The sequence below is a fragment of the Bryocella elongata genome (assembly GCF_900108185.1).
Classification (GTDB): Bacteria; Acidobacteriota; Terriglobia; order Terriglobales; family Acidobacteriaceae; genus Granulicella; species Granulicella elongata.
On the sequence record NZ_FNVA01000001.1, the window covers coordinates 728,101 to 744,060 of the forward strand.

The 15,960-nt window shown below is 61.3% G+C and carries 15 protein-coding genes; 5 read left to right on the forward strand and 10 right to left on the reverse strand.

Annotation, left to right across the window (positions count from 1 at the left end; genetic code table 11):
- Positions 1-55: 55 nt before the first annotated feature.
- On the reverse strand, positions 56-436 hold the full coding sequence (locus C4S68_RS02955) for a hypothetical protein (protein WP_235011306.1): 381 nt from the start codon (positions 434-436) through the stop codon (positions 56-58).
- Complete coding sequence (serS, locus tag C4S68_RS02960; RefSeq protein ID WP_327333269.1) at positions 436-1,908, reverse strand: serine--tRNA ligase; 1,473 nt, start codon at positions 1,906-1,908, stop codon at positions 436-438. The genes C4S68_RS02955 and serS overlap by 1 nt, the downstream gene beginning before the upstream one ends.
- Before the next feature lie 81 nt (positions 1,909-1,989).
- Here serS and C4S68_RS02965 point away from each other — a divergent pair, with 81 nt between their 5' ends.
- From C4S68_RS02965 to dgt, 5 genes are all read left to right on the forward strand, one after another.
- Positions 1,990-2,274 (forward strand): BrnT family toxin, encoded by a 285-nt coding sequence (locus C4S68_RS02965; protein ID WP_103932148.1) that lies wholly within the window; start codon positions 1,990-1,992, stop codon positions 2,272-2,274.
- Positions 2,258-2,572 carry a BrnA antitoxin family protein gene (locus C4S68_RS02970; RefSeq protein WP_103931506.1) on the forward strand — a complete coding sequence of 105 codons (315 nt, stop codon included), beginning with the start codon at positions 2,258-2,260 and terminating at the stop codon, positions 2,570-2,572. The genes C4S68_RS02965 and C4S68_RS02970 overlap by 17 nt, the downstream gene beginning before the upstream one ends.
- A 35-nt stretch (positions 2,573-2,607) precedes the next feature.
- The gene (gene purH, locus C4S68_RS02975) at positions 2,608-4,194 is read left to right on the forward strand and encodes a bifunctional phosphoribosylaminoimidazolecarboxamide formyltransferase/IMP cyclohydrolase (RefSeq protein WP_103931507.1); all 1,587 of its coding nucleotides are present in this window, start codon (positions 2,608-2,610) and stop codon (positions 4,192-4,194) included.
- Between the two features lie 213 nt (positions 4,195-4,407).
- On the forward strand, positions 4,408-6,522 hold the full coding sequence (locus C4S68_RS02980; RefSeq protein WP_235011307.1) for a tetratricopeptide repeat protein: 2,115 nt from the start codon (positions 4,408-4,410) through the stop codon (positions 6,520-6,522).
- A gap of 114 nt (positions 6,523-6,636) precedes the next feature.
- Positions 6,637-7,791: a dGTP triphosphohydrolase gene (dgt, locus tag C4S68_RS02985; RefSeq protein WP_103931508.1), complete on the forward strand. Its 1,155-nt coding sequence runs from the start codon at positions 6,637-6,639 to the stop codon at positions 7,789-7,791.
- Between the two features lie 17 nt (positions 7,792-7,808).
- On the opposite strand, the gene C4S68_RS02990 is transcribed toward dgt, so the two are convergent.
- The 8 genes from C4S68_RS02990 to C4S68_RS03025 all read right to left on the reverse strand — a co-directional run bounded on the left by C4S68_RS02990 (position 7,809) and on the right by C4S68_RS03025 (position 15,720).
- Positions 7,809-8,897 carry a protein-glutamate methylesterase/protein-glutamine glutaminase gene (locus C4S68_RS02990; protein WP_103931509.1) on the reverse strand — a complete coding sequence of 363 codons (1,089 nt, stop codon included), beginning with the start codon at positions 8,895-8,897 and terminating at the stop codon, positions 7,809-7,811.
- Positions 8,897-9,349, reverse strand: a complete 453-nt coding sequence (locus tag C4S68_RS02995) for a chemotaxis protein CheX (protein WP_103931510.1) — start codon at positions 9,347-9,349, stop codon at positions 8,897-8,899. The genes C4S68_RS02990 and C4S68_RS02995 overlap by 1 nt, the downstream gene beginning before the upstream one ends.
- On the reverse strand, positions 9,333-9,725 hold the full coding sequence (locus tag C4S68_RS03000; protein ID WP_103931511.1) for a response regulator: 393 nt from the start codon (positions 9,723-9,725) through the stop codon (positions 9,333-9,335). The genes C4S68_RS02995 and C4S68_RS03000 overlap by 17 nt, the downstream gene beginning before the upstream one ends.
- Complete coding sequence (locus C4S68_RS03005) at positions 9,718-10,242, reverse strand: chemotaxis protein CheD (RefSeq protein ID WP_103931512.1); 525 nt, start codon at positions 10,240-10,242, stop codon at positions 9,718-9,720. Before C4S68_RS03005 ends, C4S68_RS03000 begins: the two co-directional genes overlap by 8 nt.
- Positions 10,239-11,123 (reverse strand): CheR family methyltransferase, encoded by an 885-nt coding sequence (locus C4S68_RS03010; RefSeq protein WP_103931513.1) that lies wholly within the window; start codon positions 11,121-11,123, stop codon positions 10,239-10,241. The genes C4S68_RS03005 and C4S68_RS03010 overlap by 4 nt, the downstream gene beginning before the upstream one ends.
- The gene (locus C4S68_RS03015) at positions 11,120-13,333 is read right to left on the reverse strand and encodes a chemotaxis protein CheA (RefSeq protein WP_235011308.1); all 2,214 of its coding nucleotides are present in this window, start codon (positions 13,331-13,333) and stop codon (positions 11,120-11,122) included. Before C4S68_RS03015 ends, C4S68_RS03010 begins: the two co-directional genes overlap by 4 nt.
- A gap of 46 nt (positions 13,334-13,379) precedes the next feature.
- Complete coding sequence (locus C4S68_RS03020; RefSeq protein WP_103931514.1) at positions 13,380-13,901, reverse strand: chemotaxis protein CheW; 522 nt, start codon at positions 13,899-13,901, stop codon at positions 13,380-13,382.
- Between the two features lie 172 nt (positions 13,902-14,073).
- Positions 14,074-15,720 (reverse strand): methyl-accepting chemotaxis protein, encoded by a 1,647-nt coding sequence (locus C4S68_RS03025; RefSeq protein WP_160114972.1) that lies wholly within the window; start codon positions 15,718-15,720, stop codon positions 14,074-14,076.
- Positions 15,721-15,960 lie beyond the last annotated feature (240 nt).

A 15,960-nucleotide genomic window follows, 5' to 3' on the forward strand; every position in this document is an offset into this window, starting at 1 on the left:
AAGTCCCGGAGATTTAGATGGTGTTTTTCTGAAAATGTCGCCCTGCGCCCGCAATCTAGCGCAGAACGGTCGCGTCGTAGGCCACGAGAATGCCGTGCGTGTTGAGCACCTGCTGGTAGCCGGTGAGGGTAATCGGCGTACCGGCCACGGGCTGGATGACCTGCAGAAGCTCGGTGCGGATTGCAGCGTCGTCCTTGGCTCCGTGCACGGCTTCCTTGCGCACCTCGTAGACGAACTTTTGCTGGGTGCCTGCCATGCCTGCGGGGCGCACCAGAACTTCGTTGGTGCTGAAGAGGACATCAGGTGCGGGCTTGTCTTTGTAATCGACAAACCGGGGCGTGATGAAGATGAACGCCAGGATCAGCGTGACCATCACGTCGTAGTGGAAGCTGCCACGAGGGTAGGTCCAGAAGATGTACCGCCTGATGAGGCCCACTATGCTGTACCTCCGCGCTTGCGTCCGAAGGTCTCAGGCTCGATGACCGTGAGGCCGCCCATGTAGGGAATCAGCGCCTCCGGCACCTTCACCGAACCATCGGCCTGCTGGTAGTTTTCGAGGATTGCGAGATACGTCCGGCCCACGGCCAGCCCGCTGCCGTTGAGCGTGTGAACCAGCTCCGCCTTCTTTGCCCCCGCAGGGCGGTAGCGGATGTTCGCACGCCGTGCCTGGAAGGCCTCGAAGTTGGAACAGGAGCTGATCTCGCGATACGTGTTCTGCCCGGGCAGCCAAACCTCAAGGTCGTAGGTCTTGGCTGAGCTGAACCCCATATCGCCGGTGCAGAGCAACATGCGGCGGTAGGGAAGTTTCAGCGCCTCCAGCACAGACTCGGCGTCGCGGGTCAGCTTTTCGTGCTCGTCGTAGCTGGTTTCGGGCGTGGCGAACTTCACCAGCTCAACCTTCTGGAACTGGTGCTGGCGGATCATGCCGCGCACGTCCTTGCCGTAGCTACCTGCCTCCGACCGGAAGCAGGAGGAGTAGGCGCAGAAGCTGATCGGGCCGTTGCTGAGGTCGATGGTCTCGTCGCGGAAGAGGTTGGTAACCGGCACCTCGGCTGTGGGGATCATCCAGTGGTCGCTGTCGGCGAGCTCGCCGGGGACGTATGGCCCCTTGTCGTCACAGTGGAAGAGGTCTTCGGCGAACTTGGGCAGCTGCCCGGTGCCGAAGAGCGACTTCGAGTTGACCATCACTGGCGGCAGCACCTCGGCGTAGCCGTTCTCGCGGGTGTGGAGGTCGAGCATGAAGTTCGCCAGCGCGCGCTCCAGGCGGGCGCCGGCACCGAAGTGCACGACGAAGCGCGAGCCAGAGATCTTGGCGGCGCGCTCAAAGTCGACGATGCCGAGGGCCTCGGCGAGTGCAACGTGGTCTTTCGGCTCGAAGTCGAACTTCGTCGGCTCGCCCCAGGTCTTTTCGAGCTGGTTGTCGTGCTCGCTCTTACCTGCGGGGACAGAGTCACTGGGCAGATTTGGGATGCTCGCTAATAGTGCCGAGAGTTCAGCATTTAGCCGCTCCGAGAGAGATTGTGTTTGCGCCAAAATCGTCTTGGCTTTCCGCACAACCTCCGAGGCAAGGTCTACGTGTAATTGAGATGTTAGTTCGCTCGGGACAGAACCATCAGGATTCCGGTGAGTGAACTCCGGGATGTCTCCATCGACGATCAGCAGCTTCAGGGCTCTCTCGATAGGAGCGGGGGTCGTTGAGATCGTGAGCTCGCCAGAACGCTTGGCTCTTCCGATCGCCTCAGAAATAGCGTTAGCGCCACTCTGTAGCGTCTCTGCCTTGGTGATGGCGGTGCGGCGCTCGCGATCAAGGTCCATGAAGCCGGCCAGTAGGGCGGGGTCCGCGCCACGCTGACGCAATTTTTCTTCCACAAGCGGGAGGTTCGCCCGCACAAAGGCTAAATCGAGCATACGAAAGCCATTCTAAATTGCCCCGATTCCCAGGTGACGCTGTATATACTTGATCGTATAGACGCCGCTGAGGGGTATCGCGTGATCTTTGATTGGGACGAAAACAAGAACGCAGCAAATCTGCGAAAACATGGCGTCGCGTTTGAGGATGCCGTCCTCGTCTTCGACGACCCGTTCCATATTTCCTTGCCTGACAGGATCGTGGAAGGCGAACAACGCTGGCAAATGATCGGCATGGCAGAGGGTGTGTTGGTGTTGCTGCTTGCGCACACTCTTGAGACAAACGATGAAGATCAGTATGTGCGCCTGATCTCGGCGCGAAAGGCAGAGCCTCATGAAAGGAGACGGTATGAAGCGGGTGAGTAAGTGGGCGCCGGGCACTCCGGCTACGGCGGACCAGAAGCGGCGACTCGAAGCTCTGGCAAAGATGCCGGACAGCGAGATTGATCTATCCGATGCACCGGCTCTGCCTCCTGAGGCATGGGCGAATGCTGTTCGCGGCAAGTTCTATCGGCCGGTGAAAAAGGCTGTCAGCCTGCGCCTGGATGCTGATGTCATCGAATGGCTGAAGAAGGATGGGGAGGGATACCAGACGCGAGCCAACCAGCTGCTACGCGAGCGGATGCTCGAGGATCTGGGGGTAGCGGAGCCGCGCCAGGGATGAATCCTCATCACATGCCGAATACAATGAGACATGTGATGAGCGAATCAAACGACCTGAAAGCAGTGAAGCGCGCCCTCCTCTCCGTTACCGACAAGACCGGCCTTGTGGAGTTCGCCGGGACCCTGGCCAGGCATGGGGTGGAACTGATCTCCACCGGCGGGACGGCGAAGGTCCTGCGCGAAGCCGGCCTGAGTGTCAAAGATATCTCCGAGCTGACGGGCTTTCCCGAGATGCTCGACGGCCGCGTAAAGACGCTGCACCCCAAGGTCCATGGTGGCCTTCTGCATCGCCGGAGCGATCCGGCCCACGTCGCCGCTGTGAATGAGCACGAAATTCTGCCCATCGACATGGTGGTGGTGAACCTCTACGCCTTTGAGAAGACGGCGGCGAAGCCGGGCGTGCACTTTGAAGAGATCATCGAGAACATCGACATCGGGGGCCCTTCGATGTTGCGCTCTGCAGCGAAGAACTTCGAGGACGTGGCCGTGGTGCCCGACCCGAAGGACTACGCGGACCTCGCCGCCGAGCTGGACGCCAACGCAGGCTCTCTTAGCGCAGCAACGCGCTGGAAGCTGGCCCGCAAGGCGTTCGCCACCACTGCGGCGTACGATTCGGCGATCGCCTCCACGCTGGACGCGCTGCCTGCCGAGCCCGGTTCGGTCGAGAAGACCACAGAGCTTCCCGTCACGCTGCGTATCGTGGCGCCGCGCAAGACCTCGCTGCGCTACGGCGAGAATCCTCACCAGGCGGCTGCTGTCTATACCGACGGCACCGAGCTGGGTATCGCCAACGCGGCGCAGCTGCAGGGCAAGGAACTCAGCTACAACAACCTCGTTGATCTGGACGCCTGCTGGGCGCTGGCCTCGGAGTTTGAAGCGACGGTGGTTGCGATCATCAAGCACACCAACCCCTGCGGCGTCGGACAGGGAACGACGGTGGCCGAAGCGTACGCCCGTGCGCTTGAGGCTGATCCGGTCTCGGCGTTCGGCGGTGTGATCGGTGTAAATCGCGTCGTCGACGGTGTGGCGGCGGCGGAGATGGCGAAGCTCTTCGTCGAGGCGATCGTCGCTCCGGGCTTCACAGATGAAGCCAAGGCGGCCTTCGCGGCGAAGAAGAATCTCCGGCTGCTCGAGCTCAAGCCCGCACCGCTGGTCGACCGCATCAAGCAGATCTCCGGCGGTTTCCTGGTCCAGAATGAGGACTTCCACCCGATCACCGCGGCGGATGTCAAGATCGTGACCGAGCGTCACCCGACCCCGGACGAGATGGAAGCCCTCCTCTTCTCGTGGAAGGTCTGCAAGCACGTCAAGTCGAACGCGATCGTCTACGCGCGCCTGAAGGACGGCTTCGGCCAGTCGGTGGGCATTGGCGCGGGGCAGATGAGCCGTGTGGATGCGGCCCGCTTCGGCGCGATGAAGGCGGCGCTGCCGCTCGAAGGCACCGTCGCGGCATCGGACGCGTTCTTTCCCTTCGCCGACGGCCTCGAGACCGTCGCGAAGGCCGGAGCGACGGCTGTGATCCAGCCGGGAGGGTCGGTCCGCGATGCTGAGGTGATCGAAGCGGCCAACAAGCTGGGAGTTGCGATGGTGCTCACCGGCGTGCGCCACTTCCGCCACGGCTGATCCCCCATCTGCGCCACGACGGCTGGAAAATACCGAATCACGCGGCTGGCGGGAGCTTCTTCTCCCGCCAGCATCCATGTGGGATGGTGTACCGTCTAAAGAACAGCGAGCGCCGCATGCGAGCCCCTGCCGGCTGGCGGCCCTTCGCCCGGTGCGCCGGAGCGAAGTTTGCCGGTGGCGTATGCGGTTTCCTGGCTGGACAGGACCCCCTTAATGACGTTCTCCCTCGTTGTGCCGCGCCCGAAGTTCTCCCTTCTTCAGCCGATGGTTGCAGGCGGTTGCCTGCTGCTTGCCGCGTGTCTCCTGCCCGTCCATGCGGCGCAGGCTCAGACTCTCAAGACCCGCACGGCCCCTGAAGTTGCGGCCGCAGCACAGGACACTCCGAACCACTCGTCCTCCTATTACCACTACGGCCTCGCTCGCATGTATGAGGAGCAGGCTGCTGCAACCGGAAGGCAGGACCTGGCGACGCAGGCCATCGAGCAGTTCAAGCTTGCGCTGGACGCTGACCCCGACGCACGCACCCTGCAGGACGGTCTCTCCAATCTTTACTTCCGCCTCGGCCGCATCCGTGAGGCTGTGTCTTCGGCGCAGGATCAGGTGAACAAGCATCCTGATGACGTCGATGCTCATCAGCTGCTCGGGCGAGTCTTTTTGCGCTCGCTTGGCGATGGTCAAGGTGCGCAGTCGGCGCAGATGCTCGCTGCCGCGATCAAGGAATACGAGACGATCGCAAAGCTCAAGCCCAAGGATCTCGAGACGCATGTCCTTCTTGGCCAGCTCTACGGTCTGAACCATGACACTCTGAAGGCTGAAGACGAGTTCAAGGCTGCTCAGCAGATCGACGGAAACAACGAGGACGTGGTCCTCAACCTGGCGCGGCTCTACTCCGAGCAGGGTGAGAATGACAAGGCGGCCGAGCTGATCGCCGCGGTGCCGGAAGACGATCGCAGCGTGCGCATGGACTTCGCGCTTGCGGGGCTCTATGACCAGCTGCATCAGTCGACGAAGGCCGTGCAGGCCTATAAGGGAGCGCTCGCGCAGGATCCCGATAACACCGATGCCAAGCGCGGTCTGGCGCAGGCTCTGCTGTCGGCAGGGCAGAACGATGAGGCTGCGAAGGTCTATGCGGACATCCTGAAGTCGAACCCTGAGGACGCACAGGCACTCATTCGCGAGGCCGATGTGCAGCGCCAGAAGGGGCACTACGAACAGGCGCTCAGCACCCTGAAAAAGGCGCAGGCCCTGGCGAGCGACAACCTCGAGCTGAACTACAACCTCGCGCTCGTCTACGACGCGCTTGGCCGTTATGACGAGGCCAGCTCGACGCTGAAGCAGATGCTCAAAGCGACGGCGACGCCGGATGGCAAGTATGCCGACCAGGACGCGAACAACCGCGGGCTGTTCCTGGATCGGCTCGGCATCGTGAGCCGCGAGGCAGGCAACGTCGATACAGCAGTGGACACCTATCGCCAGATGGTGGCTCTGGGAGGAGAATACCGCGCTCGCGGCTATGACGGAATCGTCTCGTCCTACCGTGATGCCCACCAATGGGCCAAGGCGCTGGACGCTGCAGCTGAGGCGGCGAAGGCGCTTCCGGCGAACCATGATGTGCAGCTGAACTATGCGAGTCAGCTTGGCGATGCAGGCAAGCTGGACGATGCCCTGAAGCTGGCCAACGCGCAGCTCACCAATACGCCTTCGGACCGCGAGGTTTACTTCACGATTGCGGACATCAATGCCCGCGCCCGGCGCTTCAAAGACGCCGAAGCAGCCCTGGCGAAGGTCGAAACCTTGTCCACCAAAGCCCCAGAGAAGGTCTTCCTCAACGACTACCGGGCCAACCTCGCAGAGAAGCAAAAACTCTACGATCAGGCGGAGATGGACTATCGCAAGGGACTTGCCATCGATCCCAGCAACGCCTCGATCGCAAACGACTACGGCTATATGCTTGCGGATCGCGGCAAGCAGCTCGACGAAGCTGTGACGATGCTCAAGAAGGCTGTCGACTTCGATCCGCAAAACGGAGCCTTCCTGGACTCGCTGGCCTGGGCCTACTTCAAGCAGGGGCAATATGCCCTGGCTGAGGACTGCGAACGCAAGGCCGTGATGCGAATGGGCACGGATCCCGCGCTGCATGATCATCTGGGTGAGATTTACGCCCATAGTGGCAAACTGCAGCAGGCGATCGCTGAATGGCAGAAGGCGCTTGACTTCTATGCCACGTCGCTGGCTCCCGACGCTGACCCGTCGGATGTGGCGAAGGTGCAGAAGAAGCTCGAGGGAGCTCGCGTCCGGCTGGCACATGGCGGGGCACCGACCAAATAGCGATGGATGGATCAGACCGGCAGGGTGGGCTCAGGCCCACCCTGTCTGCTGTTCGAACGGAACGTTCTGCATCCCGGGCCTGCGGGTCGCGGGTCGCATAAACTCAGAGGAAGAATGAGCAAGAACCTGCATTACTGCGGCGTCTTCGACGAAGAGGCCCTTCGGCTCTCGACGCGAGAGTTTCCAGCGCCAGCGGGTGACGTGCGCTTTGCCTTTGAACGTGATCGCGAACGTGTCGTTCACTCCCGCGCATTTCGACGGCTTGCGGGCAAGACGCAGGTCTTCACCAGCCGGGCTTCGGATCACTTCCGCAGCCGCCTGACGCACACCATCGAGGTCGCGCAGGTGGCGCGCCGGGTCGCGTCGCCGCTGAAGCTGAACATGGACCTCACGGAGACGCTGGCGCTGGTCCATGACATCGGGCACCCGCCCTTTGGACATGCCGGTGAGCGGGCTCTCGATCGCTGCCTCCAGAAGCACGGCCTTCGCTTCGATCACAACCTTCATGCGCTGCGTATCGTGGAACGTTTCGAGCAGCGCTACGCCGGGCATCGTGGATTGAACCTGACCCTCGGCACGCGGGAGGGAATTGTGAAGCACTCTCGCGACTACGCGGCCGCTTCGCACCCGGAGCTCGCGCAGTACTTCCTCGATCAGCGACCGCCACTTGAAGCCCAGCTGATCGATCTTGCGGATGAGATCGCCTACCTGACCGCGGATCTTGACGATGGCGTGGAGTCTGGTCTACTCGAGATCGGCCACATCCGTGAGCATGTGGACATCCTGGGCCGCTCTTACGATGTGGTGAAGGCCGCCCATCCAGGGGCAGAAGACGCCCACATCTTCCACGATGCACTGCAAGCGATGCAGAAGACGCTGGTCACGGACCTGGTGGAGACGATCGCCTCGAACGTGGAGGCGGCGGGTGCCGAGACGCTCGAAGACATCCGGAACCTTCCGCGACGAGTAGCTGTCTTTTCGGAGCAGGCGGAGTTTGAGCGCATGCAGGAGAAGCGATATCTCTACAGCACGCTCTACACGTGCGATGCACTCGAGCAGGAGCACTCCAAGGCGGAGCAGGTGGTGACGGAGTTGTTTGAGTTCTGGACGGCGTATCCGGAGGAGCTACCAGAGAGCTACCTCCCGGACATCGAGAACGAAGGGCTGCCACGCATCGTTGCGGACTACATCGCCGGGATGACAGACAACTTCATCCTGATGCAGTACGCGAGCGTGCGCAGATTTGTGCGGTCAGGACGGCTGTTCTAAGGCTTTGGAGCCTGGCTTTAGCGAGACTTCGCCATTTGCTTCAGCTTCTCGAGCGCGAACGGTCCGATCTTGTTGAGAGCGAGCACGGATTCGGCGGCACCGATGCGGGCGGCCTCTTTCGGCATGCCGTAGACGACTGAGCTCGCTTCGTCCTGTGCGATGGTGGCAGCGCCGCTCTGGCGCATCGCGAGCATGCCGCGCGCTCCGTCGGAGCCCATGCCAGTGAGCAGAATGCCTACGGCGTTTTTCTTCAGAACAGATGCCACCGAGGTGAACAGCACGTCCACGGAGGGACGGCTGAAGCACACAGGCGGCCCCTGCATGACCCTGACGCGAGGAATGCGCGCGCCAGCCTCCACGATCATGTGGAAGTCCCCGGGGGCGATGAGTGCGCGGCCTGGCAGGAGCTCATCCCCGTCGGCGGCTTCCTTCACCGGGAAGGCGCATTCGTGGTTCAGGCGCTCGGCAAAGTGCTTGGTGAAGACGGGCGGCATGTGCTGCACGATCACGATGGGCGGGATATCCGCCGGGAGTGATCCAAGCAGCTCTGTGAGCGCGGGCGGCCCACCGGTCGAAGCTCCGATGGCGAGCACCATTCCCGGTGCGCAGGACGTGACAGGCAGCTGATTGGTGGGAGGCGTGGAGCGAACAGGCATCAGGCCAGCCATCGCCGGTCGCGTGTCGTCGCGCCGGGTGCGGATGTGTGCTGCCGCGGCTGACCTGATCTTGTTCCCGAGAATCAGCTTCAGGTCGCCGACAGAGTTGGGCCCATCGGGCTTGGCGAGAATTTCGACTGCGCCCGCGCGCAGGGCTTCCAACGTGGTGTTGGAGTTGGTCGCCGCCAGCGAGGTGATCATCACCACGGGCATCGGCCGAAACTGCATGAGCTTCTTGAGGAACGCGAGGCCGTTCATGCGCGGCATCTCGATGTCGAGAGTAATGACATCGGGGTTGAGCTGCAGAATCTTGTCGCGGGCCACGTACGGGTCGGCCGCTGTGCCCACGACCTCGATCTGGCTCTCGTCCGCCAGTGCCGCCGTCAACAACTTACGAACAAGCGCAGAGTCGTCGACGATCAACACACGAATTGGGCCCCTCTGATCCATTACATCCTCAGGCTGCAGGAGGCCGAAAGCAGCCCACCTTCTACTTCCATCAATACCGATGTGGATTCTTCGCCGGACTTACCCAGCGTCTCGTGCTGCTCCAGGGAGCAGAGCTGCGGCGCGCTGAGTGAGCAGTAGTGCTCTGGCACGAGGTTGCTCAGCGTCGAGCCTGCGATCATGTTGGTGAGTTCGCATGCCAGCTCCTGCTGAAGCGTGATCGGAGGTGCATCCTCGCCGTAGAAGGAGATGCAGAGCAGGCGCAGTGCTTCGCGATCGACGGCGATGCTGAAGGTTCCTTCAGCGGCGCCACTGGTGTGCAGCAGGCACACGATCGGGTTGTCGTGCATGCGCCCGGAGGACTGCGCCGGTATCGCCTCGGAGAAGAACATCGTCTCCAGGACGTTGCAGGCAGAGGCGATCAACACCTCGTCAACATTAGTCTTCGTCATCATCGGCCTCCCACATCAGGCGTGCTACTTCAAGCTCGAGAGCCTCGGGCGAGAAAGGTTTGGCGATGTATCCCTTGGCTCCCAGGGCCTGCATCTGCGCCTTGCGTTCGGCGCTTGAGTCCGTGGACACGATGATGACGGGGATGTTCCGGCGGGTGTCCATCTTGGCGAGTTCACCGACGAAGACGGCGCCGTCCATCACCGGCATATTGATGTCGCTGAAGATGACATCGACGGGTTGCTTTTCGAGCTTCTCGAGAGCGTCCAGGCCGTTTTCGGCCTCGAGGACACTGCCAATGTCCATGCTCGTCATGGCAAGCGCGCGGCGGAGGAAGTTCCGCATCGCCTTGGAATCATCAACTATGAGAATGTCACGCACACTGGGCTCCTTTCTTGGATACGGGATTGGGGGTTGAGCCTAAGACAACTTCGAATCGTCCAGCGGTGCGGAGCATAATCTGCCCGGTCGCCAGCTCCATGCGGAGGGTCCGGGAGCTCTCGCCACCGGTCTCTTCGTGGCGAACCAGGACACCGGCGCGCCACAGAACTTTCTTGGCGACAAGCTGATTGCGCTTGCCGATGTTGAAATACTCGCTCGACATCACCTGCGCTCCTCCGGCAACCGACACAATCAGCCGCTGCTTCTGCGCGCCCATGCGGTATGCGCGATGGAAGAGCTCAGGGATGCCGGTATCACCGAACATGAATGGATTCTTCTGGGCTTTCTCGAGATCGATGTTCGAGTCAGGCAGGAGGTAATGGAGGAGACCTCCGACCTTGGTGACAGGGTCATACACCGCAACCGCGATGCAGGAGCCCAGGGCATAGGTAATGAGCGTGCATTGGGGGTCCGCACTTACCTGGCAATCCCCGATCCCGACAACAAGTTGGCTCACGCTGCGCTCCTTCTAGGTGGCCCCGCAGGACGGAGCGTGCCCGGTCTGCGGTAAATGGCCGGACGTACATATTCCAGCGAATGCTTGATACGATTCAGGCTCTCGGAGTGCCCAATGAAGAGATAACCGCCCGGCTCGAGCTGCTGCGCCAGGCGATCGACGAGCTCCTCCTGCGTCCGAGCGTTGAAGTAGATCATGACGTTTCGGCAGAGGATCAGCGGAAACTGCGTTTGCATGTTCTGCAGCGGCTCACTGAGGTTGAGACGTCGAAATTGAACGGAGCTGCGGATCTCGGGCTTTACCTTGAAATGGTTCGCCCACTCACCCTGACCACGCAGGAAATACTTCTGCATCGTGGGCATGGGAATCCCTTTCACGTGGTCCATGGAGTAGGTCGCTTTCTGCGCCTTCTCGAGGATCCGTGTTGAGATATCCGTGGCAAGGATCTTCAGTGCGGGTCCACCACCGTTGAAGTAGTCGCGGATCGAAAACGCTACGGTGTATGGCTCCTCCCCACTCGAACAGGCTGCGCTCCAGACGTCGATCTGCTGACGATTGGCCAGTGCCGGCAGGATCGTGGCGTGCAGAAAGTCGAAATGCTGCTGCTCGCGGAAGAAGCTCGTGTGGTTCGTCGTCAGTGAGTCGATCATCGTGATCAACGCCTGCTCGCTCTTGTCGCCCGTGACGTGGTCGTAATACTCCGAATACGTCGCGATGTTGAGCTTGCGCATGATCTTGCCAAGGCGCGAAGCAACGAGTTCCTCTTTGCCTGGTTCAATGTCGAGTCCGCAATAGTCAAACGCGAGCTTGCGGATACGATCGAAGTCGCGAGGCGTCAGTGACGAGCGGGAAGGGAAGACGGGGGCGGCGAGAGCGCTCATGCGGCAAGCCCCTCGAAACCGTTCTGGGAGAAGATGCCGGCGACGTCAAGGATGAGGCCGATGCGGCCGTCTCCAAGAATTGCAGAACCGGCAAGACCACGGACGCTCTTGAAGGCTTCGTCCAGACTCTTGATGACGACTTCCTGGCGGCCCAGCAGATCGTCGACAAAGAGACAGAAGCGCTTGCCTGCGAATTCGCAGACCACCAGCAGGCCATCCGTGATGGTCTCGCTCTTCGGCTCGATGTAGAAGCGCCGATGCAAGCGAACCAGCGGCAGCAACGATCCTCGCATCAGGATCATCTCGTCCTGGCCCTGCACGGTGAATAGCATGTCCTCGGTGGGGCGGCACATCTCTCGCACGCTGAAGAGCGGGATGATGTAGCGATGGTCGCCCACGACGATGACCAGGCCTTCGATGATCGCCAGTGTCAACGGCAGGTGGATGTAGAAGGTCGTGCCCTTGCCGAGCTCGGACTCGATCAGGATGCGGCCGCGCAGATGCTCGACGTGCTGGCGGACGACGTCCATGCCGACTCCGCGCCCGCTGATGTCGGTAATCTTCTCTGCAGTGGAGAAGCCGGGTGCGAAGATCAGGTGGAAGATCTCCTGCTCGCTGAGGTGCTGGTTCTCGTCAATCAGTCCGCGCTCGAGAGCCTTGTTCCGGATCTTGTCCGGGTTGAGACCGCGCCCATCGTCGGAGATCGATACCACGATCTGACCAGCTTCGTGCTCGGCAGAGATCTTCAGTGTTGCCATCTCCGACTTGCCGACCGCGAGGCGCTCCTGCGGCGGTTCGATGCCGTGATCGAGCGCGTTCCGGATCATGTGAAGCAACGGATCGGCGAGCTCTTCGGCTATGGTCTTGTCGAGTTCAGTCGATTCGCCTGCCAGTTCCAGGTTTACCTTCTTGCCGTTGCGGCGCGAGAGATCCCGCACCATCTTGGCGTTCTTCTGGAACAGCGGACCGATGGGCATCATGCGCATGCTCATCGCACAACGCTGCACTTCGGTGGTGATTCTTGCCAGCTGCGCGAGTTCTCCGGCCATGCGGGTCTCGACGTTGGCGGAAGCGCGTGACAGGTTCATCAGGATCGACTGCGCGATCACCATCTCGCCCACCATGTCCATCAGGCGATCGAGCTTGGAGGTCTCCACACGGACCGAGGTGCTTGCGACTTCGACGCGCATCGGCTCCTGCTGTGATGGAGCAGGTGCAGGAACTGCCTTTGGCGCGGCCACAACGGCGACCGGGGCCGGGGCGGCCTTTACCACTTCGACGGGCACCGCCGGCTGTGCCGCGATGGCTGTTGCCGCAGCCTGATCCTCTTCCTCCTGATCCAGCGTGAAGGCAACGACTTCCTCCTCTTCATGGAATGAGGACTCTGAGACATCCGCTGTTGTCACGGCAGTGTCGACCACGGGTGCAACGGGTTCGGCAACGGGGGCCACGACCGCGACAACTGTTGCTGCCTCTGCTGCTGCGGCCGTTGCTACTGCTCGCCGGCCCGACTGAACCTCCTCGTTGACACTGCGCACGGAGGCAAGCAGTGACACGTTATTGCGGATGACGGGAGGAAGCGAACCCGACAGGCGGGCCTGGACGGCCGCGACCTCGTCCTTCAGATATTCGGCCGCCTCGAGCACGAGGTCGACGATCGCCGAATCGACCGAGACGCGGGCGTTCCGGGCGTGATCCAGCAAGGTCTCGACTTCGTGGGCTACAGCCTGCACGCCATCGAGGCCAAGGAATCCTGCAAGACCCTTGATCGAATGGAACGAGCGAAACACCGCGTGGATCGCTTCCGTGAGTGACGGATCCTTTTCGAGCTGAAGGATGCGCTCCTCGATCGATGTCAGGTGCTCTTCCGCCTCGAGGACGAAGTCGTTGAGCAGCTCCGCGTCCTCTTCAAACGGTACGGGAGCGGCTGGTTCGGGGACGGGGGGCGCCGGTGGCGGAGCGAGAATCGCCTGCAGAGCCGAAGCGCCATTGCGGGCGTCTTCGTCGGTGAGGGTCTTCGCCTTGGCGAGTTTCACCAGGCGTTCCATCTCGACGACAAAGTCGGCGGGGCTTGTCTTGCGCGCGACCTCGAGGATCGAGGCCATTGCCTTCGACCGGAAGGCCGCTGCGCCTTTGAGCATGACCTGCAGGGCCAGATCGTCGACGGCCTGCAGCATCGCTGCGCTCTCTGGAGTTGCTTGCGTTTCCATGATCCTCTGCCTGTTGGTGTGTGTGCTGGGGCCTTGGGGAAGGCTGTTAGTTCGAGAAGTTCAGGCCAACGACGGAGTCCGTACGGAACACCTCGTGGATGTCGAGCAGGAGCTTCACCTTCCCGTGGACCTTGGCGATGCCCTTGAGGTACGGCGTCGGGTTGCCGTTGCCGAAGTCGGGGCTGTCCTCGATGTCTCCCTGCGCGATCGTGAGAACCTCGCTGACACCGTCGGCGATGGCGCCGATGAGGCGGTCTCCGTTGGCGCCGCGCGTGCGGACCACGATGATGCAGGTGCGGTAGGTGTACTCCTGCGGCGTCAGCATGAACTTAAGCGATAGGTCGACGACGGGGATGACCTGACCGCGAAGGTTGATCACTCCCTTGATATGGGAGGGCATCTTCGGAACAGGAGTGACTTCCTGCATGCCGATGATTTCCTTGATGGCCAGCACCTGGATCCCGAACTCCTCTTTACCGAGGGAGAAGATCAGGTGCTTGTCGGCGGAGCCTCGATGTGCTGCGGCGGCAGCGTTCGTGCCCGTGGTCTGAATCGATTGAATCTCCATGATCACCTCATTCTGGAGCAGTAAGACTGAACCTTGGTGCCGGTCGAACCTATTTGGTTGGCTGGCTGACTATCGGCTTCCGGGAGGCTTTGCATTAGTGCAAAACCATCTCCCGAATACGTTTGGGTTCCTGGGTGGGACCGTCCTGCAACAGGTAAGCGATCCCTGTCCCCTAGAACTCCTTGAAGTTGGAATCGTCGTCGTCGAGCGGAAAGACGGACGCGGGCGTGGCGGTCGCGAGTCGTGTGAAGGCCACAGGTTTGCGTTGCGCGACACGCGGCGGGGGCGCAAAGGTTGTCTTCAGGCTCTGCTTCGGCTTCAGCATCGGCATAGGCTTCGACCTCGACGGCGCAGAGAGCCGGATAGGACCGCGACCTTCGCTGGCGGAGCTTCCAACCATGGCTCCGAGTGTGTTCGCGACCGACGTCAGCGCATCAGACTGCGCTGTCAGTTCCTCGGCGGCAGCGGCGCTCTCCTCGGCGTTGGCCGCGCTCTTCTGTGTGCCTTGCTCCATCTTCTGGATGGCGCTGCGGATCTGGTCGATGCCTCGGCCTTGCTCCTCGCTGGAGGTGCAGATTTCTTCGATGAGATTCTTCATCTCGCTAAACACCACGTTGACGCGTTCTCCGGCTTCGACCAGCGAGCCGATCTTGGCGCGGCCCATGTCGGAGTTCGCAAGCGAGGCCTCGATGAGTCCGCTGATCTCCTGGGCTGCAGCAGAGCAACGCTGCGCCAGGTTGCGGACCTCTTCAGCGACCACCGCGAAGCCCATGCCGGCTTCACCAGCGCGTGCCGCTTCGACTGCGGCGTTGAGTGCGAGGATGTTGGTCTGGAAGGCGATCTTGTCGATGACCTGCAGGGTCTTCGCGATCTGGTTGCTCGATTCGCCGATGGCGTTCATCGCTTCGACGCTCTCAGCGACGGCGATTGTGGTCTGCTCGGTGCTCTGTACGGCCTGGGTGACAAGACCGCTGGCGTTGCGGGAGTTGTCGACGTTGCGGCGCGCCATCGAATTGACCTCTTCGGCGGAGGCTGACGTCTCTTCGATCATGGCTGCCTGCTCGGAGCTCTCACGAGCCAGTGACTGGCTGGAGGATGCTACCTCAGAGGCCGCCTGTGATACCTGGGCTGCTCCGTCGTTCAGCTCGTTGACCACCTGGCGAAGCTGCGTATCGAGACCGCGTATGACGAAGATGACTCCAATCCCCACAATGCCGGCAAGAACGAACAGGCCAATCAGGATGGAGTATCCACGCTGGGCACTTGCTGCCGCCGCCGTCGCTTGCTCCGCCATCAAGTCCTTCTCCCACTGGCAGAGGGCTGTGCCGTCATTGTCGATTTTTTTCAGCGGGGCACGAAGGGCTACGACAGTCTCATGAGCCCCTTTGACATCTCCTGCTCTGACCTGCGCAATTAGCTTCTCGTGCAGGGAATCTGAGGCGGAGAGGGTAGTGAGGATATCCTCCACAAGGGCTTCGCCACGGCCAACGATGCCGATCTTCTTCATGTCGGCCAGGCGACTGATCATGTCTTGTTCAGCCTCCTGGTAGCTCTTGATCGAGTCGTCGAGACTGTCGGTGTCGTTCGAGTAGCCGGCGATCATGGTCGAACGCGAGTTCGAAAGAAACTCGGCTGAGTCACCGTTGATTAGTCCAGCGTCTGCCGCCTTCTGACCGGTCTTTACGGCAATCTGGTCATTGGAATCCGCGAGGCTGTGGGTGACGAAGATGGCGGTCAGGCCCAGGGCGAGAGTCAGGGCCACCAGGAGGCCATACGTACCGAAGAGCTTCTGCTTTACGGTCATCGAGTCGAAATTCATTGAGGGATCACCTGCTGATCGAGTTGCACGCACGGCTGTGTTGAGCTCCGCACCGTTTTCTGCTGCGCAGCTATGTATCGGTTCTGCACTAAGTTCCGTTGAAGGGCAGGGGAGCATCTTTCGATGGACCGTGCTCAAGCAGCCGCGCAACCGATGGCTGATGCGTCACTTATCGCCATCTTCCGAAGAAAGACACGCAGTGTCCGTAAACGGGACGGTCGCGCCTATCGTTCTTCGAGA